The organism is Spirillospora sp. CA-142024 (assembly GCF_050942325.1).
GTDB lineage: Bacteria > Actinomycetota > Actinomycetes > Streptosporangiales > Streptosporangiaceae > Spirillospora.
Map to the genome: position 1 here is coordinate 6,844,611 of NZ_CP192077.1, position 20,451 is coordinate 6,865,061.

17 protein-coding genes are annotated in these 20,451 nt (G+C 70.9%); 9 read left to right on the plus strand and 8 right to left on the minus strand.

The window, feature by feature from the left end; all coding sequences use genetic code 11:
• Window positions 1–101: 101 nt before the first annotated feature.
• Complete coding sequence (locus ACQPZP_RS32380; RefSeq protein ID WP_433473495.1) at window positions 102–2,729, minus strand: valine--tRNA ligase; 2,628 nt, start codon at window positions 2,727–2,729, stop codon at window positions 102–104.
• A 164-nt stretch (window positions 2,730–2,893) separates the two neighbouring features.
• Here ACQPZP_RS32380 and ACQPZP_RS32385 point away from each other — a divergent pair, with 164 nt between their 5' ends.
• Window positions 2,894–3,694 (plus strand): sensor histidine kinase, encoded by an 801-nt coding sequence (locus tag ACQPZP_RS32385; RefSeq protein WP_433473496.1) that lies wholly within the window; start codon window positions 2,894–2,896, stop codon window positions 3,692–3,694.
• Window positions 3,691–4,347 (plus strand): response regulator transcription factor, encoded by a 657-nt coding sequence (locus tag ACQPZP_RS32390; protein ID WP_433463157.1) that lies wholly within the window; start codon window positions 3,691–3,693, stop codon window positions 4,345–4,347. The genes ACQPZP_RS32385 and ACQPZP_RS32390 overlap by 4 nt, the downstream gene beginning before the upstream one ends.
• 54 nt (window positions 4,348–4,401) lie before the next feature.
• Here ACQPZP_RS32390 and clpX read toward each other — a convergent pair whose 3' ends face one another.
• From clpX to tig, 4 genes are all read right to left on the minus strand, one after another.
• A complete protein-coding gene (gene clpX, locus ACQPZP_RS32395) occupies window positions 4,402–5,676 on the minus strand; it encodes an ATP-dependent Clp protease ATP-binding subunit ClpX (RefSeq protein WP_433463159.1) in 1,275 nt (424 codons plus the stop codon).
• Window positions 5,677–5,850: 174 nt separating this feature from the next.
• A complete protein-coding gene (locus tag ACQPZP_RS32400) occupies window positions 5,851–6,513 on the minus strand; it encodes an ATP-dependent Clp protease proteolytic subunit (protein ID WP_433470093.1) in 663 nt (220 codons plus the stop codon).
• 63 nt (window positions 6,514–6,576) lie between these two features.
• On the minus strand, window positions 6,577–7,209 hold the full coding sequence (locus ACQPZP_RS32405; RefSeq protein WP_433479712.1) for a ClpP family protease: 633 nt from the start codon (window positions 7,207–7,209) through the stop codon (window positions 6,577–6,579).
• A 259-nt stretch (window positions 7,210–7,468) separates the two neighbouring features.
• Window positions 7,469–8,941, minus strand: coding sequence for a trigger factor (gene tig / locus ACQPZP_RS32410; protein ID WP_433473497.1), 1,473 nt, complete (start codon window positions 8,939–8,941; stop codon window positions 7,469–7,471).
• Between the two features lie 292 nt (window positions 8,942–9,233).
• On the opposite strand from tig, the gene ACQPZP_RS32415 reads away from it, so the two are divergent.
• Window positions 9,234–10,376 (plus strand): DMT family transporter, encoded by a 1,143-nt coding sequence (locus ACQPZP_RS32415; RefSeq protein ID WP_433473498.1) that lies wholly within the window; start codon window positions 9,234–9,236, stop codon window positions 10,374–10,376.
• 32 nt (window positions 10,377–10,408) lie between these two features.
• Here ACQPZP_RS32415 and ACQPZP_RS32420 read toward each other — a convergent pair whose 3' ends face one another.
• Window positions 10,409–12,937, minus strand: coding sequence for a Tex family protein (locus tag ACQPZP_RS32420; RefSeq protein ID WP_433473499.1), 2,529 nt, complete (start codon window positions 12,935–12,937; stop codon window positions 10,409–10,411).
• A 204-nt stretch (window positions 12,938–13,141) separates the two neighbouring features.
• Between ACQPZP_RS32420 and ACQPZP_RS32425 the strand changes: the two genes are divergently transcribed.
• Together ACQPZP_RS32425 and ACQPZP_RS32430 are read left to right on the plus strand one after the other, a co-directional pair.
• On the plus strand, window positions 13,142–14,428 hold the full coding sequence (locus ACQPZP_RS32425; RefSeq protein WP_433473500.1) for a sensor histidine kinase: 1,287 nt from the start codon (window positions 13,142–13,144) through the stop codon (window positions 14,426–14,428).
• The gene (locus ACQPZP_RS32430) at window positions 14,380–15,024 is read left to right on the plus strand and encodes a LuxR C-terminal-related transcriptional regulator (RefSeq protein ID WP_433463164.1); all 645 of its coding nucleotides are present in this window, start codon (window positions 14,380–14,382) and stop codon (window positions 15,022–15,024) included. The genes ACQPZP_RS32425 and ACQPZP_RS32430 overlap by 49 nt, the downstream gene beginning before the upstream one ends.
• Before the next feature lie 20 nt (window positions 15,025–15,044).
• On the opposite strand, the gene ACQPZP_RS32435 is transcribed toward ACQPZP_RS32430, so the two are convergent.
• Window positions 15,045–15,461, minus strand: a complete 417-nt coding sequence (locus ACQPZP_RS32435; RefSeq protein ID WP_433473501.1) for a cupin domain-containing protein — start codon at window positions 15,459–15,461, stop codon at window positions 15,045–15,047.
• A gap of 61 nt (window positions 15,462–15,522) precedes the next feature.
• Here ACQPZP_RS32435 and ACQPZP_RS32440 point away from each other — a divergent pair, with 61 nt between their 5' ends.
• Window positions 15,523–15,993: a MarR family winged helix-turn-helix transcriptional regulator gene (locus ACQPZP_RS32440; RefSeq protein WP_433473502.1), complete on the plus strand. Its 471-nt coding sequence runs from the start codon at window positions 15,523–15,525 to the stop codon at window positions 15,991–15,993.
• Window positions 15,994–16,205: 212 nt separating this feature from the next.
• The gene (locus tag ACQPZP_RS32445) at window positions 16,206–18,035 is read left to right on the plus strand and encodes a glycosyl hydrolase family 18 protein (protein WP_433473503.1); all 1,830 of its coding nucleotides are present in this window, start codon (window positions 16,206–16,208) and stop codon (window positions 18,033–18,035) included.
• Window positions 18,036–18,141: 106 nt separating this feature from the next.
• On the opposite strand, the gene ACQPZP_RS32450 is transcribed toward ACQPZP_RS32445, so the two are convergent.
• Complete coding sequence (locus ACQPZP_RS32450; RefSeq protein WP_433473504.1) at window positions 18,142–18,933, minus strand: SDR family oxidoreductase; 792 nt, start codon at window positions 18,931–18,933, stop codon at window positions 18,142–18,144.
• Between the two features lie 81 nt (window positions 18,934–19,014).
• Here ACQPZP_RS32450 and ACQPZP_RS32455 point away from each other — a divergent pair, with 81 nt between their 5' ends.
• The gene (locus tag ACQPZP_RS32455) at window positions 19,015–19,614 is read left to right on the plus strand and encodes a TetR/AcrR family transcriptional regulator (protein ID WP_433473505.1); all 600 of its coding nucleotides are present in this window, start codon (window positions 19,015–19,017) and stop codon (window positions 19,612–19,614) included.
• A 59-nt stretch (window positions 19,615–19,673) separates the two neighbouring features.
• Entirely contained in the window at window positions 19,674–20,411 is a 738-nt protein-coding gene (locus tag ACQPZP_RS32460; RefSeq protein ID WP_433473506.1) for an HAD family hydrolase, read from the plus strand.
• Window positions 20,412–20,451: the final 40 nt, after the last annotated feature.

The window sequence follows — 20,451 nt, forward strand, 5'->3', positions numbered from 1 at the left end:
CACTCCCGATGGTTCATTACCGTCAAAAGCCCGCGGGCCCAACCGGATGGTAACCGCGACGGGCCCGGCCGCGCCGTAGGATCGCCCTGTCAGCGCCGGTGTCAGGACCGGTCGTCCGGGAGCGCGGCCAGCTGCGCCTCCAGCCTGACGATGTCGGCCTCCGCCTGCGCGAGACGGTCACGGTTCTTGGCGACGACCGCCTCGGGCGCCTTCGCCATGAACGCCTCGTTGCCGAGCTTGCGCCGTGCCTGGTCGGCCTCCTTGCGGGCGGCGGCCAGGTCCTTCTCCAGCCGCTTGCGCTCGGCGGCGACGTCGATCACTCCGGCGGTGTCGAGGTGCACCTTCACGTCCTCGACCGGAAGGGACGCCGTCGAGGTGAAGCCGTCCGCCGGGTCGGTGAGACGCAGCAGCGCGCGGATGCCGTCCTCGTGGGCCTGCAGCGGCGAGCCGTTCCACTCGACCCGCGCGGCGACCCGCTGGCCCGGCTTGAGGCCCTGGTCGGCCCGGAACCGCCGCACCTCGGTCACCATCCGCTGGAGCGAGCCGACGAGTTCCTCGGCGCCGCCGTTCTCCCGTGCCTCGTCCACGACCGGCCAGGGCGCGGTGACGACCGTCCGCTCGCCGGTGAGGGAGGTCCACAGCTCCTCGGTGACGAACGGGACGACCGGGTGCAGCAGCCGCAGCAGCTTGTCGAACACCTCGCCGAGGACCCGCCGCGTCGCCTCCGCCCGCTCGTCGGCGAGCTGCACCTTGGCGAGCTCGACGTACCAGTCGCAGACCTCGTCCCACGCGAAGTGGTAGAGCGCCTCGCACGCCTTCGCGAAGTCGAACGCCTCCAGGTGCGCGTCGACCTCCGCGATCACCTTCTGCAGGCGGGACAGGATCCAGGCGTCGACCGTCGAGACCGCGCCGGGCAGGTCTCCGCGCGTGTGCGCGCCGTTGATGAGCGCGAACCGGGTCGCGTTCCACAGTTTGTTGCAGAAGTTGCGCGACCCCTGCGCCCAGTCCTCGGCCACCGGGACGTCGCCGCCGGGGTTCGCGCCGCGCAGCAGCGTGAAGCGGGTCGCGTCGGCGCCGTAGCGGTCGATCCAGTCGAGCGGGTCGATGACGTTCCCGAACGACTTGGACATCTTCTTGCCGTACTGGTCGCGGACCATCCCGTGCAGGGCGATGGTGTCGAACGGCTGGACGCCGTCCATCGCGTACAGCCCGAACATCATCATCCGGGCGACCCAGAAGAACAGGATGTCGTAGCCGGTGACCAGGACGGACGTCGGGTAGAACCGCTTCAGGTCGGGCGTCTCGTCCGGCCAGCCGAGGGTGGAGAACGGCCACAGCGCCGAGGAGAACCACGTGTCGAGGACGTCGGAGTCCTGCGTCCAGCCGGCGGGCGGCTCCTCGTCCGGGCCCGGGCAGACGACCTCGCCGTCCGGCCCGTACCAGACCGGGATGCGGTGCCCCCACCACAGCTGCCGGCTGATGCACCAGTCGTGCATGTTGTCGACCCACTCGAAGTAGCGGGACGCCATCTCCGGCGGGTGGATCTTGACGCGGCCGTCGCGGACGGCGTCGCCGGCGGCCCGCGCCAGCGACTCGACCTTCACGAACCACTGCAGCGACACCCGCGGCTCGACGACCGTGGAGCAGCGCTGGCAGTGCCCGACCGAGTGCTTGTAGGGGCGGACCTCCTTGACGATCCGGCCCTGCTCGCGCAGCGCGGCGACGACCGCCGGGCGCGCCTCGAACCGGTCGAGGCCCTCGAACGGGCCGGACGCGGTGACGACGCCGCGCTCGTCCATGACCGACAGCGACGGCAGCGAGTGCCGCCGTCCGATCTCGAAGTCGTTCGGGTCGTGCGCCGGGGTCACCTTGACCGCGCCCGTCCCGAACGACGGGTCGACGTGCTCGTCGGCGACGACCGGGATGCGGCGGCCGGTCAGCGGAAGTTCGATCTCACGCCCGACCATGTGCGCGTAACGCTCGTCCTCCGGGTGGACGGCCACGGCGGTGTCGCCCAGCATCGTCTCCGCCCGCGTGGTCGCGACGACGATCTCGTCCGCGCCGGAGCCGTACCGGATCGAGATCAGCTCGCCGTCGACGTCCTCGTGCTCGACCTCGATGTCGGACAGCGCCGTCAGGCAGCGCGGGCACCAGTTGATGATGCGCTCGGCTCGGTAGATCAGCCCGTCGTCGAACAGCCGCTTGAAGATCGTCCGGACGGCGCGGGCGCGGTCGTCGTCCATCGTGAACGCCTCGCGCGTCCAGTCGACGCTGTCGCCGAGGCGGCGCATCTGGCCGAGGATGCGGCCGCCGGACTCGGCCTTCCACTGCCAGACCCGCTCGACGAAGTCGGCGCGGCCGAGGTCGTGCCGCGACAGGCCCTCCTTGGCGAGCTCGCGCTCCACCACGTTCTGCGTGGCGATGCCGGCGTGGTCCATGCCGGGCACCCACGCGGTCTCGTGGCCCTGCATGCGGCGCCGCCGGACGAGGGTGTCCTGGATGGAGTGGTCGAGGGCGTGGCCCATGTGCAGCGAGCCGGTGACGTTCGGCGGCGGGATCACGATCGAGAACGCGGGACGGTCGGGGGCGCGCTCAGGGTCGGCGGTGAACAGCCCCGCAGATACCCACCGCTCGTAGAGCCGGCCCTCGACGTCGGCCGGTCGGTACTGGGTGGGCAGGTCGACGTCCGCTGCGGCCCCCTGGCCGCGCTCATTGCTGGGCTGTGTCACGGCTGACGATTCTACGGGGACCGGGAGGGTGAAGTGCCCGCCGAACCGGTTCTGAGAGCGTTTTCCCGTGGCGGTCGGGACACAGGTCACCTGACATCGGGTCGCCCCGCCGGAAAGGGTGACCGGGTAGTAGGTCCGCGCCGGGACAGAGGAAGAGGGACGGGATGCGAGCGGTACTGGCACGCGCCGCCGTGCTGGCCGGCGCGTTCACCGCGGGGGCCGTGGCGGCGCGTGCCGCGACCATCCCTCACCTCCGCCGCCTCACCTCCGACCTGCAACGCTCCAGGGAGCGGATCCTCGCCAGCCGGGAGGAGGAACGCCGCCGGCTCCGGCACGACCTGCACGACGGGCTCGGACCGACGCTGGCGAGCCTCGCGATGTCGCTGGACGCGGCGCGCATCACGCTCGCCCGCGAGCCGGAGCGGACGGACCCGCTCCTCGCGGACGTCCGGGACCGGCTGGCGACGGCCGTCGGGGAGATCCGGGACCTGGCGCACGGGCTGCGCCCGCCCGCGCTGGACGACCTCGGCCTGGTCGCGGCCATCGAGTCGTTCGCGGAGGGCTCCTGCGAGCGGGTGGACGTCCGGTTCGACGGCGATCCGGCGGGACTGCCCGCGGCGGTGGAGGTGGCCGCGTACCGGATCGCGCAGGAGGCGCTGACGAACGTCCGGCTGCACGCCCCGCAGAGCACCACGACGGTCCGGCTGAACCGCGACGCCGACCTGCACCTGATGGTCGCCGACACCGGGCCGGGCATGCCGGAGTCCGCCCGCAACGGCGGGCAGCCGAAGCCGCGCCGCGGGCTCGCCGCCATGAAGGAGTGGGCCGCGGAGCTGGGCGGGAGCTGCGCGATCACGTCCCGGAACGGCGGCGGGACGGTCGTCACCGTCCGCCTCCCGCTCGCCGCCGCGGAGACCGCCGCCGGGTATCATCGTCCCTCGATCGGAGAAGGCGGGGGGAGATGACGGAGACCATCCGGGTCCTCATCACCGACGACCACCCGGTTTTCCGGCAGGGGCTGAAGGGGCTGCTGCAGGCACTCGGGGTGGACGTCGTCGGCGAGGCCGAGAACGGACCGGACGCCGTTCGGCTGGCTGCCGAACTGCAGCCGGACGTCGTCGTGATGGACCTGCACATGCCCGGCGGCAACGGGATCGAGGCGACCCGGACGATCACCCGCACCAGCCCGCGCATCGGCGTGCTGGTGCTGACGATGTTCCGCGACGACGACTCCGTCTTCGCGGCGATGCGCGCCGGCGCCCGCGGCTACCTGCTGAAGGAGTCGGGGGCCGAGGAGATCGCCCGCGCCGTCCGGGCGGTCGCGGCCGGCGAGGCCATCTACGGCCCGGAGATCGCGCGCCGCGTGCTCACCTACTTCACCGACATGCCCGACCCGCGGCAGGCCGCGTTCCCGCAGCTCACCGAGCGGGAGCGGGAGGTCCTGGAACTGATCGCACAGGGCCGCAGCAACGCCGAGATCGCCGGGACGCTCTTCCTCAGCCAGAAGACCGTCCGCAACCACGTCTCGAACATCTTCATGAAGCTGCACGTCGCCGACCGCGCCCAGGCGATCGTCCTGGCCCGCGAAGCCGGCCTCGGCGAGTCCTCCCCCCGCTAGCCGCCCGCACGCGAAACGCCCCCGACGGGATGTCGAGGGCGTCCGCGATGGAACTCAGGCCGACTTCTCCCGGGGTTCGCGCTTGGGGCGGTCGCGGGGCACGAGGGTCGGGTTGACGTGCTCCAGGACGGCCTCGCGGGTGATGACGACGCGGGCGACGTCCTGGCGGCTCGGTACCTCGTACATGACCGACAGGAGCACCTCCTCCATGATCGCGCGGAGGCCGCGGGCGCCGGTGCCGCGGAGGATGGCCTGGTCGGCGATCGCCTCCAGGGCGTCGTCGGTGAACTCCAGGTCGACCCCGTCGAGTTCGAAGAGGCGGTGGTACTGGCGGACCAGCGCGTTCTTCGGCTCGGTGAGGATGTTGATGAGGGCTTCGCGGTCCAGGTTGTGCACGGACGTGATGACCGGGAGGCGGCCGATGAACTCCGGGATCATCCCGAACTTCAGCAGGTCCTCCGGCATGACGTCGCCGAGCACGGCGGACGACTCCTCGAAGTCGGACTTGGAGCGGATCTGCGCACCGAAGCCCATGCCCTGCTTGCCGACCCGGGACTCGACGATCTTCTCCAGGCCGGCGAACGCGCCGCCGCAGATGAACAGCACGTTCGTGGTGTCGATCTGGATGAACTCCTGGTGCGGGTGCTTGCGGCCGCCCTGCGGCGGGACGCTCGCGGTGGTGCCCTCCAGGATCTTCAGCAGGGCCTGCTGGACGCCCTCGCCCGACACGTCCCGGGTGATCGACGGGTTCTCGCTCTTCCGGGCGATCTTGTCGACCTCGTCGATGTAGATGATCCCGGTCTCGGCCTTCTTGACGTCGTAGTCGGCCGCCTGGATCAGCTTGAGGAGGATGTTCTCGACGTCCTCCCCGACATAGCCGGCCTCCGTCAGCGCCGTGGCGTCCGCGATGGCGAACGGGACGTTGAGGAGTTTGGCGAGCGTCTGCGCGAGCAGCGTCTTGCCGGATCCGGTGGGGCCGAGCAGCAGGATGTTGGACTTGCCCAGCTCGACCGGGTCGTCCCTGCCGGTGTCGCCCGACTGGATCCGCTTGTAGTGGTTGTACACGGCGACGGACAGCGCCTTCTTCGCCGTGTCCTGCCCGATGACGTAGGAGTCGAGGAACTCGTAGATCTCCCGCGGCTTGGGCAGGTTGTCCCACTTGAGGTCGGAGGTCTCGGAGAGCTCCTCCTCGATGATCTCGTTGCAGAGATCGATGCACTCGTCGCAGATGTACACGCCCGGACCCGCGATGAGCTTCTTGACCTGCTTCTGGCTCTTACCGCAGAACGAGCACTTGAGCAGGTCACCACCGTCGCCGATGCGTGCCACCCAACCGTCTCCTTTTCGTGGGGCCGCCCGCCTTGGAGGATGCGGCGCAGCTGGATTGCGTCCCGAAGGCTTACGACGTTGGATTCGACGTTACCGCCTCCAGTGGACTTGGAAAGCCCCTCGCCCGGAAGTGTGACGACCGGGCTGGGGGACTCCCCTCGTCCTCGTGCCGTCTCAGGACGACACTACCTCGGCCTTACGCTTCCTGCTGGCGAAGACGTCGTCGATGAGACCGTAGTCCTTCGCCTCGTCCGCCGTGAGGATCTTGTCACGCTCGATGTCGCGGCGGACCTCGTCGATGCTCCTGCCGCTGTGCTCGGCGAGGATCGTCTCCAGCAGCTCGCGGATCCGCATGATCTCGCGCGCCTGGATCTCGATGTCGCTGGACTGGCCGTAGGTGCCCTCGGTCGCGGGCTGGTGGATCAGGATCCGCGAGTTGGGCAGCGCGGCCCGCTTGCCCGGCGTCCCGGCCGCGAGCAGCACCGCCGCGGCCGACGCGGCCTGGCCGATGCAGACCGTCTGGATGTCGGGCTTGACGAACTGCATCGTGTCGTAGATCGCCGTCATGGCGGTGAAGGAGCCGCCGGGCGAGTTGATGTAGATGCTGATGTCGCGGTCGGGGTCGATCGACTCCAGCGTGATCAGCTGGGCCATCACGTCGTTGGCGGACGCGTCGTCGATCTGCACGCCGAGGAAGATGATGCGCTCCTCGAACAGCTTGTTGTACGGGTTCATCTCCTTGACCCCGTACGTGGTGCGCTCGACGAACGACGGAATGATGTAGCGGTCGTCGACCGGCTTCGGGGATCCGCCCGCGTGCACGCCGGGCCGGACCATATCGCTGAAGCCGGGTCGGATCAGGTCGCTCATGGTTGTGGCCTCCGATAGAAGTTCAGGTCGTCAGGAGACGGGGCCCTCGGAGGGCACCTGGGTGGCACTGAGCACCACGTGGTCCACCAACCCGTAGTCCTTGGCCTCGTCGGCGGTGAACCAGCGGTCGCGGTCGGAGTCGCGCTCGATCTGGTCGAGCGACTGACCGGTGTGTTCGGCGATCTTCTCGGCGAGCGTCTTCTTCACGTACAGCATCTGCTCGGCCTGGATCTTGATGTCGGAGGCCGTGCCGCCGATGCCGCCGGACGGCTGGTGCATCATGATGCGCGCGTGCGGCAGGGCGTACCGCTTGCCCTGGGTGCCCGCGCAGAGCAGGAACTGGCCCATCGACGCGGCCAAGCCCATGCCGACCGTGACGATGTCGTTCGGGACGTACTTCATGATGTCGTAGATCGCCATGCCGGCGGTGACGGAGCCACCTGGCGAGTTGATGTAGAGCGTGATGTCGCGGCGGCCGTCCTCGGCCGACAGCAGCAGGAGCTCGGCGCAGATGCGGTTGGCGATGTCGTCGTCGACCTGCTGGCCGAGGAAGACGATGCGCTCGCGCAGCAGCCGCTGGAACAGCTGGTCGCCCAGGGGCGACAGGGGCGCCTCGGCGACCCGCGCCTGGATCCGCGACGACTCGTCGAAAGTCGGAGGCATGCTCACCGGGTGTTCCTCCGGTCCTTTTAATCGGTTCGGATGATTGGACATTAACGCGCTCTCGGGCCCGCTTAAGCCCGGGGGCCCGGCTTTTCGCCAGGGGCGTACCCGAGCCCGCCCCGGCGACTCCCGCTTTCCGGACGATCCTCCCCTCCCCGGCACCCGGGGAGACCTCGTTCCGCACCGCTCACGCGACACGCCCCGCACCCGTGATACGGATGCGGGGCGTGTCCGAGACGCCTCAGACGTGGAGAACGTCCTAGACGTCCTTGTCCTTCGTGTCCTGCTCGTCCGACTCGTCCGCAGCCTCGGCGGCCGGGGCCTCCGCAGCGTCGGCCTCAGCCGTCTCCGCGGGGGTCTCCTCGGCGGCGCCGGCGTCCCCGGCCTCCTCCGCCTCGGCGGTCTCGCCGTTCAGCTCGCGCTGGACGGCCTCGACGTCGATCTCGTTGCCCGACTCGTCCTTGACCGTGACGTGCTCGACGACGAGGTTCAGCGCCTTGCTGCGCAGCACCTCCGAGACGATCGCCGGCAGCTGGTTGTTCTGGGTGAGGTACTCGGCGAGCTGCTGCGGCTGCACGCCCATCTGCATCGCCTGCGAGACGACGTACTCGCTGAGCTCCTCGTTCTCGACGTTCAGCTCCTCCTGGACGGCGAGCTGGTCGAGCACGAACCCGCCCTTGACCGCGAGCCGGGCCGCGTCGGCGACCTCGGTGTCGAACTCCTCGGCGGTCTTCTCCTCGTCCTTGAGGTAGTCCTCCTTGGTCATGCCCGCCATCTGCAGCTGCTGCTCCAGCTGCTGGTTGCGGCGGTCGACCTCCTCCTCCACGACCTTGTCGGGGAGCGGAATGTCGACCTTCTCCAGCAGCGCCTCAAGGGCCTTGTCGCGCGCGTCGGACAGCTGCTGCAACCTGACCTGGCGGCCGAGCCGCGTCCGGACGTCCTCGCGCAGCTCGTCGATCGTGTCGAACTCGCTCGCGAGCTGGGCGAACTCGTCGTCCAGGTCGGGCAGGTTCTTGACCTTGACGCTCTGCACGGTGACGGTGATCTCGGCCTCCTCGCCGGCGTGCTCGCCGCCGGGCAGGGTGCCGGTGAACGTCGTGTCCTCGCCGGCGGCGAGGCCGACGACCGCGTCGTCCAGGCCCTCGACGGCGGACTTGCTGCCGACCTCGTAGGAGTAGCCGGACGTGGAGGCGTCCTCGACCTCCTCGCCGTCGATCCTGGCGACCATGTCGATGGTGGCGAAGTCGCCCTCCTCGACGGCGCGCTCGGCGCTGGTGAGCGAGGCGAACCGCTCGCGCAGGTTGCCGATGGTCTCCTCGATCTGCTCGTCGGTGACCTCGGCGTCGTCCACCACGACCTCGAGGCCGTCGTAGTCGGGGACCTCGAACTTGGGCCGGATGTCGACCTCGGCGGTGAACGCGAACTGGGTGCCGTCCTCCAGCTCGGTCACCTCGACGTCGGGCTGCCCGAGCACGAAGATCTCGGACTCCTCGACGGCGCGGCCGTACAGCTCGGGAAGCGCGTCGTTGACCGCCTCCTGCAGGACCGCACCCCGGCCGACGTACTTGTCGATCAGCGGGGCGGGGACCTTGCCGGGCCGGAAGCCCTTGATCCGCACCTGCTGCGAGATCTCCTTGTACGCCTTGTCGAGGTTCGGCTTGAGCTCGTCGAACGGAACCTCGACGGTGAGCTTGACCCTCGTGGGGGTCAGCTCCTCGACATCGGTCTTCACTGGGGTCGGTCTCCTTGATCGGGCGCTGTCTCGGCCGCGGCGTTCGACGCGTTCTCTTCCTCTTCTGCCTGCGAGCCCTCGGCCTCACGCGGCGGGCTCGCCGTGATTGTCGGCCGGTCAGTCTCTCAGCGGCGCGGGCACGCCGAAATACGGCTCCGCGCCTTCGCGCGGCCAAGTCTATGGGGTCACGGCGCCGGCTGCGGACATAGGACGGCCGCAATACCAGGAATCCGCGTCAACGGCACCCCACGGGCAGTGACATAAAGCACCCGAACCCCCATACTCGTCCGGGATGAACGGGATAGCCGCGGCCTTCGGCGCGACGGGCCTCTACTACCTCGGGTTCGCCGTGTTCAAGCTGGCGGCGGACCGGATGCCCGCGCTGCGGGGCAACCGCATCCCGCACATGGTCTGGTCGATCGTGCGCGACTGGATCTTCCTGATCGCGCTCGCCGTCGTGCTGGGCGGGCTCACGCTGCAGATCATCGCACTGCGGAACCTGCCGCTGTCCACCGCCGTGCCTATCTTCATGTCCGGCATCGTCCCGCTGCTGCTGATCGCGCTCGCGTTCTTCGGCGAGCGGCTGACCGCCCGCGAGTGGCTGAGCCTGGTGCTGATCGGCGCGGCGATCCTGCTGCTGACCGGGTCGCTCGGCGGGGACGAGCCGATCAGCTCGGCGGACGCCCCGCTGTGGAAGATCGCGGCGGTGGTCGCCCCGGCGGTCGTCGTGCCGATGCTGATCCTGGTCCTCGGCGACCACCGGCCGGACGGCCGGCACGCGCGCCCGGTCACCGGGATCGCCTACGGGCTGAGCTCCGGCTTCCCGGTCGGCACCGCCGAACTGGCGATCAAGGGCTGGAGCGACGACCCGCACGCCACCGGCCTGCGCATCGCGGCGACGCCGTGGCCGTATCTGACGGTGCTGGCGGCGGCCATCGGGTTCGGGATCATGGTCATGGCGTTCCAGCGCTGCCGGGTCTCGATCGTGGCGACCGTGATGACCGTGAGCGCCAAGACGTACCTGCTGACCATGGGCACGTTCATGTACGGGGAGCCGTGGCCGCAGGACGCGCCGCACTCCGCGATGCGGCTGGGCGCGCTGGCACTGGGCGCGGTCGCCGTCCTCCAGTTCCCCCGGCACCGTCCGATTCCCGAGGAGCCGGACGAGGCGTCCCGCGCCGAGGACCCGTCCGCCACGGCGGATCCTTTCGGCGGCCCTCCGGTCGGCGGGCCCGTGCTCGGCGGGCCGCAGATCCCGCACGCGCCCCAGGTGCCGCAGCCGCGGTCCCCGCACATGCAGGAGTCGCACGTGCAGGAGCCGCTGGGCCGGGGCAGGTACAGCCGCCCCGATCCGCAGCCGCGCCGGCCCGTCCGTCCGCAGAGCCCGACCGAGACGGGCTCCGACGGACGGTGGCGCGGCTTCGGCGACGGCTGAAAGGCTGTGCGGGGTCGCCCCCGCGTTGCAGGTCAGCGGCCCTTGCGGTCCTTGCCGGGGAGGCCCTTGTCCAGGCCCGCGCGGCGCAGCGCGTCGGCCATGGCGCCGCCGCCCGAGAAGCCGCCGCCCTGACCGCCGCCGCCCTGGCCGCCGCCGCCCTGGCCGCCGCGGCGCTGCCCGCCGCGCTGGTTCTGGTTGCGCCGGTTCTGGCCATCGCGCCGGTTCCGGCCATCGCCCTGGTTCTGGCCGCCGCGGTCCGGGCGTCCGCCCCGGTCCCGCTGCTCGCGCTGTTCGCGCTGTTCGCCTCGCCGTCCGCCGCCCTGCTGGTCGCGGCCCGGTTCGTCGTCCAGGCGCAGGGTGAGCGAGATCCGCTTGCGCTGCAGGTCGACGTCGAGCACCTTGACCCGGACGATGTCGCCGGGCTTCACGACCTCCCGCGGGTCGGCGACGAACTTGTCGGACATCGCGGAGATGTGGACGAGCCCGTCCTGATGGACGCCGACGTCCACGAACGCCCCGAACGCGGCGACGTTGGTGACGACGCCTTCCAGGATCATGCCGGGGTCGAGGTCGGAGAGCTTGTCGACGCCCTCCTTGAACGTGGCCGTCTTGAACGCGGGCCGCGGGTCACGGCCGGGCTTCTCCAGCTCGGCGAGGATGTCTGTGACGGTCGGCAGCCCGAACGTGTCGTCGACGAACTCGGCCGGCTTCAGGGAGCGCAGGACGGCGGTGTTGCCGATGAGCCCCTTGAGGTCGTTGCCCGCCGTGTCGAGGATCCGGCGGACGACCGGGTAGGTCTCCGGGTGCACGCTGGACGCGTCGAGCGGGTCGTCCCCGCCGGGGATGCGCAGGAAGCCCGCGCACTGCTCGAACGCCTTCGGGCCGAGCCGCGGGACGCCCTTCAGCCCGGCGCGGCTGCGGAACGGGCCGTTGGCGTCGCGGTGGGCGACGATGTTCTCCGCGAGCCCCTCGCCGATGCCGGACACGCGGGTGAGCAGCGGCGCGGACGCGGTGTTGACGTCGACGCCGACCGCGTTCACGCAGTCCTCGACGACGGCGTCGAGGGAGCGGGACAGCTTCACCTCGGAGACGTCGTGCTGGTACTGGCCGACGCCGATCGACTTGGGGTCGATCTTGACCAGCTCGGCGAGCGGGTCCTGGAGGCGGCGGGCGATGGAGACGGCGCCCCGCAGCGACACGTCCATGCCGGGCAGTTCGCGGCCCGCGTACTCCGACGCCGAGTACACCGACGCGCCCGCCTCCGACACCATGATCTTGGTGAGCTTCAGGTCGGGGTGCCGGGCGATCAGGTCGGCGGCGAGCTTGTCGGTCTCGCGGGAGGCGGTGCCGTTCCCGATGGAGACGAGGTCGACCTTGTGCTCGCGGGCCAGCTTCGCGAGCGTCTCGATGGACTCGTCCCACTTCCGGCGGGGCTCGTGGGGGTAGATCGTGTCGGTGGCGACGACCTTGCCGGTGGCGTCAACGACGGCGACCTTCACGCCGGTGCGCAGCCCCGGGTCCAGGCCCATGGTGCTGCGGGTGCCGGCGGGCGCGGCGAGCAGCAGGTCGCGCAGGTTGGCGGCGAACACGCGGACCGCCTCGTCCTCGGCCTCCTGCCGCAGCCGGGTGCGCATGTCGATGCCGAGGTGGACGAGGATCCGGGTGCGCCAGGCCCAGCGGACGGCGTCCGACAGCCACTTGTCCGCCGGACGGCCCTGGTCGGCGATCTCGAACCGGCGGGCGATCTCCACCTCGTAGGAGCTGCGCGCGGCGCTGTCGTCATCGGCTTCCTCGGGCTCCAGGTCGAGGTCGAGGACCTCTTCCTTCTCTCCCCTGAACAGCGCGAGGACGCGGTGCGAGGGCAGCTTCGCGAACGGCTCGGAGAACTCGAAGTAGTCGGAGAACTTGGCGCCCTGCTCCTGCTTGCCGTCCTTGACGCGCGAGACCATCCGGCCCTGGTTCCACATGCGCTCGCGCAGCGCGCCGATGAGGTCGGCGTCCTCCGCGAAGCGCTCGACGAGGATGGCCCGGGCGCCTTCGAGCGCGGCGGTCTCGTCCGCGACGCCCTTCTCGGCGTCCACGTGGGCGGCGGCCTCGGCCCGCGGGTCGCGGGACGGGTCGTCCAGCAGCAGCTCGGCGAGCGGTTCGAGGCCGGCCTCGCGGGCGATCTGCGCCTTGGTGCGCCGCTTCGGCTTGTACGGCAGGTAGATGTCCTCCAGCCGCGCCTTGGAGTCGGCCGTCATGATCCGGGCCCGCAGCTCGTCGGTGAGCTTGCCCTGCGACTCCACCGACTCCAGGATCGCGTCCCGGCGCTCGTCCAGCTCGCGCAGGTAGCGCAGCCGCTCCTCCAGAGCGCGGAGCTGCGCGTCGTCGAGCGTTCCGGTCGCCTCCTTGCGGTACCGGGCGATGAACGGGACGGTCGCCCCGCCGTCGAGCAGGTCCACCGCGACCCGCACCTGTCCCTCGCGGACGCCGATCTCTCCGGCTATGCGCTCGGTGATGGGCCGGATGGCGGGCTGGGCCCCCTGGCCGTCGGACGTCTGGCTGATGGTCGCTGTCACAGCTTGAATTCGCTTTCTCCCCTGAGTGTCGCCTGTGCATTGTCCAGGGAACGGGGCCGGTTGTCTTGTCGCCGCTCGATCGACGGTAGGCCTAACCCCACCGGCTCCGCGGCCGAAGAGGGGGTCTAGCACCACCGAGCCCGGGCGCGCGACCCAACACAATGGTGTGAGCCAACCCGGCACGGCGATTGCTTGGAGGAACAGGTGAGCGAGCTAATCCGCGGTCACGGGCGCCGCTTTCTCACCGGCATCCTCCGCGGCATCGTCCAGATCGTCCTCGCGTACACGGTGAACCTGCCGCTGTTCATCCTGGCCGTGCTGTCGATCGCCTTCATCCCGCTGGGTGCGGGGGTCGTGCTCGTGCCGGTCGTGTTCCAGGCGATCCGGACGATCGCCAACCAGCAGCGCGTCTGGGCGGCCGAGTGGTCGGGGGTGAGGATTCCCATCCCGTATCGGCCAGAACCGGCCGGAGTCGGGCCTTTCGGGCGGCTGCGCTGGATGCTCACCGATCCGGCCTCCTGGCGCGACCTCCTGTGGACGCTGCTGAACGTCCCGATCGCGCTCGTCCTCGGCGTTCTCGCGAGCGGCCTGGCCGTCTACGGGCTGGAGGGCGTCTTCGTCGCACCGTGGGTGGCGCAGATCACCGACTACGGGTGGGGCCCGTTCTGGACGCTGGACGACTACGGAGTCTTCGGCATCGTCGGATCGGTCGTGCTGGGAGCGGCGCTGACCGTCGCGGCCGTCCGGCTCGGGCCGATGTTCCTGAAGGCGCACGCCCTGTTCGGCCAGTCGCTGCTGGCGCCGACGCGGGGTGCGCTGGCCGAGCGCGTCCGGCAGCTCACCGAGACCAGGTCGGAGACCGTGGACGCCTCGGCCGCCGAACTGCGCCGCATCGAGCGGGACCTGCACGACGGCGCCCAGGCCCGGCTGGTCGCGCTGAGCATGAACATCGGTCTCGCCGAGGAGATGATGAAGCACGACCCCGAGACCGCGCAGAAGCTTCTGGCCGAGGCCCGCGAGGCCAGCGGGACGGCACTGACGGAGTTGCGCGACCTGGTCCGTGGCATCCATCCGCCGGTGCTGGCCGAGCGCGGACTGGACGGGGCCGTGCGCGCCCTGGCGCTGACCCTGCCCCTGCCCGTGGACGTCCGGATCGACATGCCCGGACGAGCCGAGGCGCCGGTGGAGTCGGCGGCGTACTTCGCGGTCGCGGAGATGCTCGCCAACGTGGTCAAGCACTCGGCCGCGCGGCGGGCCTGGATCCAGATCGAGCACACCGGGGACCGGCTGCTCATGATCATCGGTGATGACGGGACGGGCGGCGCCGACCCCGCGGACGGGAGCGGCATGCGCGGGATCGAGCGCAGGCTCGCGGCGTTCGATGGGACGATGGCGGTGACGAGCCCCCCGGGCGGGCCGACCGTCGTCACCATGGAGCTGCCGTGCGCGTTGTCATCGCCGAAGATCTCGCCCTCCTCCGAGACGGGCTGATCCGCCTGCTCGGCGCGTTCGACTTCGAGGTCGTCGAGGCGGTGGACAACGGGCCGTCGCTGCTGCGGGCGCTGACGGCGCATCGCCCCGACGTCGCGGTGGTGGACGTCCGGCTCCCGCCGACGTTCACCGACGAGGGGCTTAGGGCGGCGCTGGAGGCCCGCAAGCAGATCCCGGGGCTGCCTGTGCTGGTGCTCTCCCAGCACGTGGAGCAGCTGTACGCGCGGGAGCTGCTGTCCGACAGCACGGGCGGCATCGGCTACCTGCTGAAGGACCGGGTGTCGGACGTCAAGGTCTTCGTGGAGGCGGTGCGCCGGGTCGCCGGCGGCGGCACCGCCCTCGACCCGGACGTCGTGTCCCAGCTGCTCACCCGGCACGCCCGCGAGGAGCCGCTGCAGCAGCTGACCCCTCGCGAGCGCGAGGTGCTCGGGCTGATGGCGGAGGGACGGTCGAACGCCGCGATCGCCGGCAAGCTGTTCGTCACAGAGAAGGCGATCAGCAAGCACACCAACAGCATCTTCGGCAAGCTCGGGCTGCCGCCGGACGGGGACGACAACCGCCGCGTCCTCGCCGTGCTGGCGTACCTCGGCGCCTGATCACCCGTCTCGGCGCCCGATCACCTGGCCCACGGCGGGACGAGCCGCTCCTCCCCCTGCGGCGCGATCGCGCACTTGCCCGGGTCGACGACGGCCTCCGGATCGTAGGCGAGGCAGCCGGCGTGGGCCGCGACCACGGCGCTGAACCCGGTGCCGCCGGTCGTCATCTGCCTGGGTGCGTCGGCCGGAAGGACGACGGTGTCGCCGGGGCCCGCCTCCAGCGTGCGGCCGTCCAGGTCGATGGTCACGGCGCCGTCCAGGAACGTCCACACCTGTTCGGTGTCGAAGGCGTGCAGCGGGCCGGTCTTGCCGGGCGCGAAGTCGACGCGCCAGACGGCGATGCCCTCCGTGCCGCCCTGGGTGGGCGTCGCGAACGTGGTCATCACGCCGTTGGGCGTCTCGGTACGGCGGCTTTCGGTGTCGCGGATGAGCGTCACGGGCTTCCATCCCCTAAGTTAGACAATGCGGTTGTCCATATAGTCAATGAGGTTGTCTTTCATGTCAAGCGACGCCCCGGGCTTCGAGCTGCCGCTGCGGCTCTTCCTCGCCTTCCGCGTGATCATCGACGAACTGCACGCCGAGCTGGCCAGGGAAGGGCATCCGGACCTGCGGCCCATGCACGGCTTCGTCTTCCAGGCCATCGGCCCGGACGGCACGACGGCTGTCGAGCTCGGCCGCCGGCTCGGGGTGTCCAAGCAGGCCGCGGGCAAGATGGTCGAATCGCTGGAGCGGGCCGGCTACGTCCAGCGCGGCACGGACCCCCGGGACGCGCGACGCAAGATCGTCCGGCTGACCGGGCGCGGCATGGACTCCCTCGCCCGGTCCGAGCGGATCTTCGAGCGGATCCGGGACGACTGGGTGCGGCGGCTCGGGACGGACCGCGTGCGCGCACTGGAGGAGGACCTGCGCCGGATGACGCCCGCGGACCTGTGGCGGCTGGACATGCCCGGCTGGTTCGGCACCGTATGAACTTTCCGCGGCACCGCCTGAACTTTTCGGCGACCGGTGACCATAGGACCCCAGACAGTCGGCTAGACCACCGATTCCGCCGTCCGCGGGCCTTCGCGAGGCCCTTGTCCGCACCGTTCCACCCGGTTACCATCGGGCCAATTCTTAGGAAACTTTCCTAAGAGTGAGCGGGGATTCCTGTTTGTTTCGGGGGCCGGACCGAACGGAGAATCATGTCCAGACCGGGCGGACGGCGGGCCATCGCGCTCGCCGGCGCAGCGACACTGGCGGTGGCCACCGCCCTGCTCACGGCGCCGCCGGCGTCGTCGGCCCAGGCGGTCACCGCCGCCTGCAAGAAGACCTCCGACTGGGGCACCGGCTTCGAGGGCAGCTGCACGATCACCAACGGGACCGGCGCCTCGATCGGCAATTGGAAGGTGGAGGCCGACCTGCCGTCCGGCACGTCCATCGGCAACGTGTGGGACGCGACGAAGACCGTCTCCGGGAACCACTACACGTTCGCGAACGCGAGCTGGAACGGCACGCTCGCGGCGGGCGCCAGCACCAGCTTCGGGTTCGGCGGCAGCGGACCCGGCTGGTTCACCGGCTGCACGGTCAACGGCGCCGCCTGCGACGGTTCCGGGACACCTCAGAACGACACCGCGGCCCCATCGGCCCCGTCGGCTCTCCGCTCCACCGGCAAGACCGCCACGAGCGTGTCGCTGGCCTGGAACGCGTCGACCGACAACGTCGGCGTCACCGGCTACGACGTCTACAACGGCGCCGCCAAGGCGGCATCGGTGACGGGGACCACCGCCACCATCGGCGGGCTGTCGGCCAAGACCGCCTACACCTTCACCGTGAAGGCCCGCGACGCCGCGGGGAACACCTCCCCCGCCTCCGGCGCCGTGTCGGTCACCACGGACGAGGGCGGCGGCAACCCCACCGCCGGCGACAAGGTCATCGGGTACTTCGCCGAGTGGGGCGTCTACCAGCGGAACTACCACGTCAAGAACATCGAGACGAGCGGCTCCGCCGCGAAGCTGACCCACATCAACTACGCGTTCGGCAACGTCACGGGCGGCAAGTGCGCCATCGGGGACAGCTACGCCGACTACGACAAGGCGTACACCGCCGACCAGAGCGTCGACGGCGTGGCCGACACCTGGGACCAGCCGCTGCGCGGCAGCTTCAACCAGCTCCGCAAGCTCAAGAAGCTGCACCCGAACCTGAAGGTGCTGTGGTCGTTCGGCGGCTGGACGTGGTCCGGCGGCTTCGGCCAGGCCGCGCAGAACCCGGCCGCGTTCGCCGAGTCCTGCTACAACCTGGTCGAGGACCCGCGCTGGGCGGACGTGTTCGACGGCATCGACATCGACTGGGAGTACCCGAACGCCTGCGGGCTGTCCTGCGACACCAGCGGACCCGCCGCGTTCAAGAACGTGATGTCGGCGCTGCGCTCCAAGTTCGGCTCGAACAACCTCGTGACGGCCGCGATCACCGCCGACGCCAGCGACGGCGGCAAGATGGACGTGACCGACTACGCCGGCGCCGCGCAGTACGCCGACTGGTTCAACCCCATGACCTACGACTACTTCGGTGCCTGGGACGCGCAGGGGCCGACGGCGCCGCACTCGCCGCTCACGTCCTACACCGGCATCCCGCACGCCGGCTTCAACTCCGCCGACACCATCGCCAAGCTCAAGGCCAAGGGCGTCCCGGCGAACAAGCTGCTGCTCGGCATCGGCTTCTACGGGCGCGGCTGGACGGGCGTCACCCAGTCCGGGCCCGGCGGCACCGCGACCGGCGCCGCACCCGGCACCTATGAGGCGGGCATCGAGGACTACAAGGTCCTCAAGGGCAAGTGCCCCGCCACCGGGACCGTCGCCGGAACCGCCTACGCCAAGTGCGGCAGCGAGTGGTGGAGCTACGACACGCCGTCCACCATCCGCGGGAAGATGTCCTTCGCCAAGGACCAGGGCCTGGCGGGCGCCTTCTTCTGGGAGCTGAGCGGCGACACGACGGGCGGTGAGCTGATCACCGCGATCCAGAGCGGTCTCGGCTGAGCTGTTCGCAGAAGGGGTACTCCCAGCCCCTCAGACGGCCGAGACTTCGGGCCCCTGACCAGTTGGACGCCGGTCAGGGGCCCGCCTCCCGCGTCGGCGGCCCTCGTCAGAGGCTCGCGCCGCCGTCGATAGTGAGGACCTCCCCGGTCACGTAGCCGTTGGCCATCAGGAACAGCACCGCCGACGCCGCCTCCTCGGGCGTCCCCCACCGACCGAGCGGCAACGCGGCGCCCGCCGCCGCGACGGCCCGGTCGCCGGCCGCGTCCGTCCCGGCGCCCATCATGGAGCGCGGCAGCGGGGTGTCGAAGGTGCCGAAGCGCAGCGCGTTCACGCGGATGCGGCGCGGGGACAGCTCGGCGGCGAGCGCCCGGGTCAGCGTCTCCACACCTCCGACCGCCGCCAGCGGCGCCGCCATGCCCGGACGCGGGCGCGCCACGAAGACGCCGGACGAGAAGGTGATCGACCCGCCCGCGGGCAGCCGGGGCACGGCCGCCCGCGCCACGGCGAGCGCGACCCAGAGCCGTTCGTCGAACGCCTCGCGTGCGGCCCCGCGGCTGATCTCGGTGACGGGCGCGGCGCCGGTCAGGCCGCCGGCCGTCAGCAGCACGTGGTCCACGGTGCCCGCCCCCTCGAAGACGGCCTCCAGCGCGTCCTCGTCGCGGGCGTCCGCGGCGATGCCGAGGACCGCGCCGTCGCCGGCCGCGCCTGCGCGCCGCACCGCCTCGTCCAGCCGTGCCTTGTCCCGGCCCGTGAGCACCACCCGGGCGCCGAGGGACGCCAGTTGCTCGCCGGCGGCCAGGCCGATGCCGGAGCTGCCTCCGATGATGATTGCCGTCCGCCCGGCGAGGGCGGGCGAAAAGGGCGGGCGCACGGGAACGGGAGCCTCGGTCGTGGTCATGTCGTCCTCCAAATAAACCATCCGGTTGTTTTATAGTTCCGGATCGCACGACCGAAGTCAACCGGATGGTTTAATTCGGCCATGACGTACGACGCGGAAGCCACCCGGCGGCGGATCTTCCAGGCCGCGACCGCCGAGTTCGCCGCGCACGGGCTCGCGGGCGCTCGCATCGAACGCATCGCGACCGATGCGCGGGCCAACAAGCAGGCCATCTACCTCTACTTCGGCGGCAAGGAGAAGCTGTTCGGCGCCGTCGTACGCGCCAAGGTCGACGAGATCTGCCATGCGTCCGGGATCGACCCGAACCGGCTGGCCGAGTCGGTGGGGGAACTGTTCGACTGGTACAGGGAGCACCCCGACCTGATCCGGCTGCTGCTGTGGGAGGCCTTGGAGACGCAGGGCGAGGTGCAAGGCGAGGCGGAACGCCGTGCGGAGTACCGCCAGAACGTCCGCGACCTCAAGGACCTCGGCCTCGGCGCGGACCTCGCGGAGCCGGCCCGTACGCGGGACGCGCAGGACTGGATGTTCACCATCCTCGGCCTCGTCGCGTGGAACTTCGCCGTCCCTCAGCTGTGCCGCTTGGTGCTGGACGAGGACGACGATGAGGCGGCCGCGGCGCGCCGCCGTGCGTCCGTCATGGAGACGGTCCGCACGCTCGCCGAATCACGCCGGTTCGCGTGAGCGGGTCCTGGGCAGGACTTACCGGAGCCACGCATTGGGGTCTGGAGGAGCCGTCCATCGTGACGCACGACTTCGGCGGGGCAGTCATGGCGGTGCTGTTCGACCTCGACGGGACGCTCCTCGACCATGAGGAGGCCGCGGCCGAGGCGATCGTCCACTCGTTCCCGGACGTGGCACCGGCGTGGCTCGTCCCGCGCTGGACGGAGCTGTCCGAGGAGGCGGTCGACCGGTACCTGGCGGGCGAGCTGAGCCTCACCGAGCAGCGCCGCTCCCGGATCGTCACGCTCGCCCGCGAGCTGGGCCTCGGCGACTGGGACGACGCCCGCGCAGACGCGTGGCTCGCCGGATTCCTGGCGCTGTACCAGGCGGCCTGGCGCCCCTTCCCCGACGCGGAGCGGACCCTCCCCGTCCTGGCGGCGGGCGGCCTGCGGCTCGGCGTGATCACGAACGGCGACGCGGAGCAGCAGCGGACGAAGGTCCGGCGGATCGGACTCGCGGACCGGCTGCCGGTCGTCGTCGCGTCCAGCGAGACCGGCCAGGCCAAGCCCGCCGCCGGGATCTTCCGAACGGCGTGCGCGGCCCTCGGCGTCGAGCCGGCCGCGGCCGCCTACGTCGGGGACCGGCTCATCACCGACGCGCAGGGCGCCGCGGCCGCGGGCCTCACCGGCGTGTGGCTCGACCGCTCCGGTGATCCCGCGCCCGACACGCTCGACGTCCCGCGCATCACCACGCTGGACGCGCTTCCCGGGCTGCTCGGCGTACAGCACCGGGAACCGCCACCGCGACCAGGCGCCTGAACCGGTCGGCCGCCGGTCGGTCGCCGGTCAGTCGCCGGTC

Bases quoted from the DNA above. Each gene is read 5' to 3' on its own strand.
- ACQPZP_RS32385 (WP_433473496.1), top strand. From the start codon at position 2,894: ATGCGAGCGGTACTGGCACGCGCCGCCGTGCTGGCCGGCGCGTTCACC.
- ACQPZP_RS32390 (WP_433463157.1), top strand. From the start codon at position 3,691: ATGACGGAGACCATCCGGGTCCTCATCACCGACGACCACCCGGTTTTC.
- ACQPZP_RS32400 (WP_433470093.1), bottom strand. From the start codon at position 6,513: ATGGTCCGGCCCGGCGTGCACGCGGGCGGATCCCCGAAGCCGGTCGAC.
- ACQPZP_RS32405 (WP_433479712.1), bottom strand. From the start codon at position 7,209: ATGCCTCCGACTTTCGACGAGTCGTCGCGGATCCAGGCGCGGGTCGCC.
- ACQPZP_RS32415 (WP_433473498.1), top strand. From the start codon at position 9,234: ATGAACGGGATAGCCGCGGCCTTCGGCGCGACGGGCCTCTACTACCTC.
- ACQPZP_RS32440 (WP_433473502.1), top strand. From the start codon at position 15,523: ATGTCAAGCGACGCCCCGGGCTTCGAGCTGCCGCTGCGGCTCTTCCTC.
- ACQPZP_RS32445 (WP_433473503.1), top strand. From the start codon at position 16,206: ATGTCCAGACCGGGCGGACGGCGGGCCATCGCGCTCGCCGGCGCAGCG.
- ACQPZP_RS32450 (WP_433473504.1), bottom strand. From the start codon at position 18,933: ATGACCACGACCGAGGCTCCCGTTCCCGTGCGCCCGCCCTTTTCGCCC.
- ACQPZP_RS32455 (WP_433473505.1), top strand. From the start codon at position 19,015: ATGACGTACGACGCGGAAGCCACCCGGCGGCGGATCTTCCAGGCCGCG.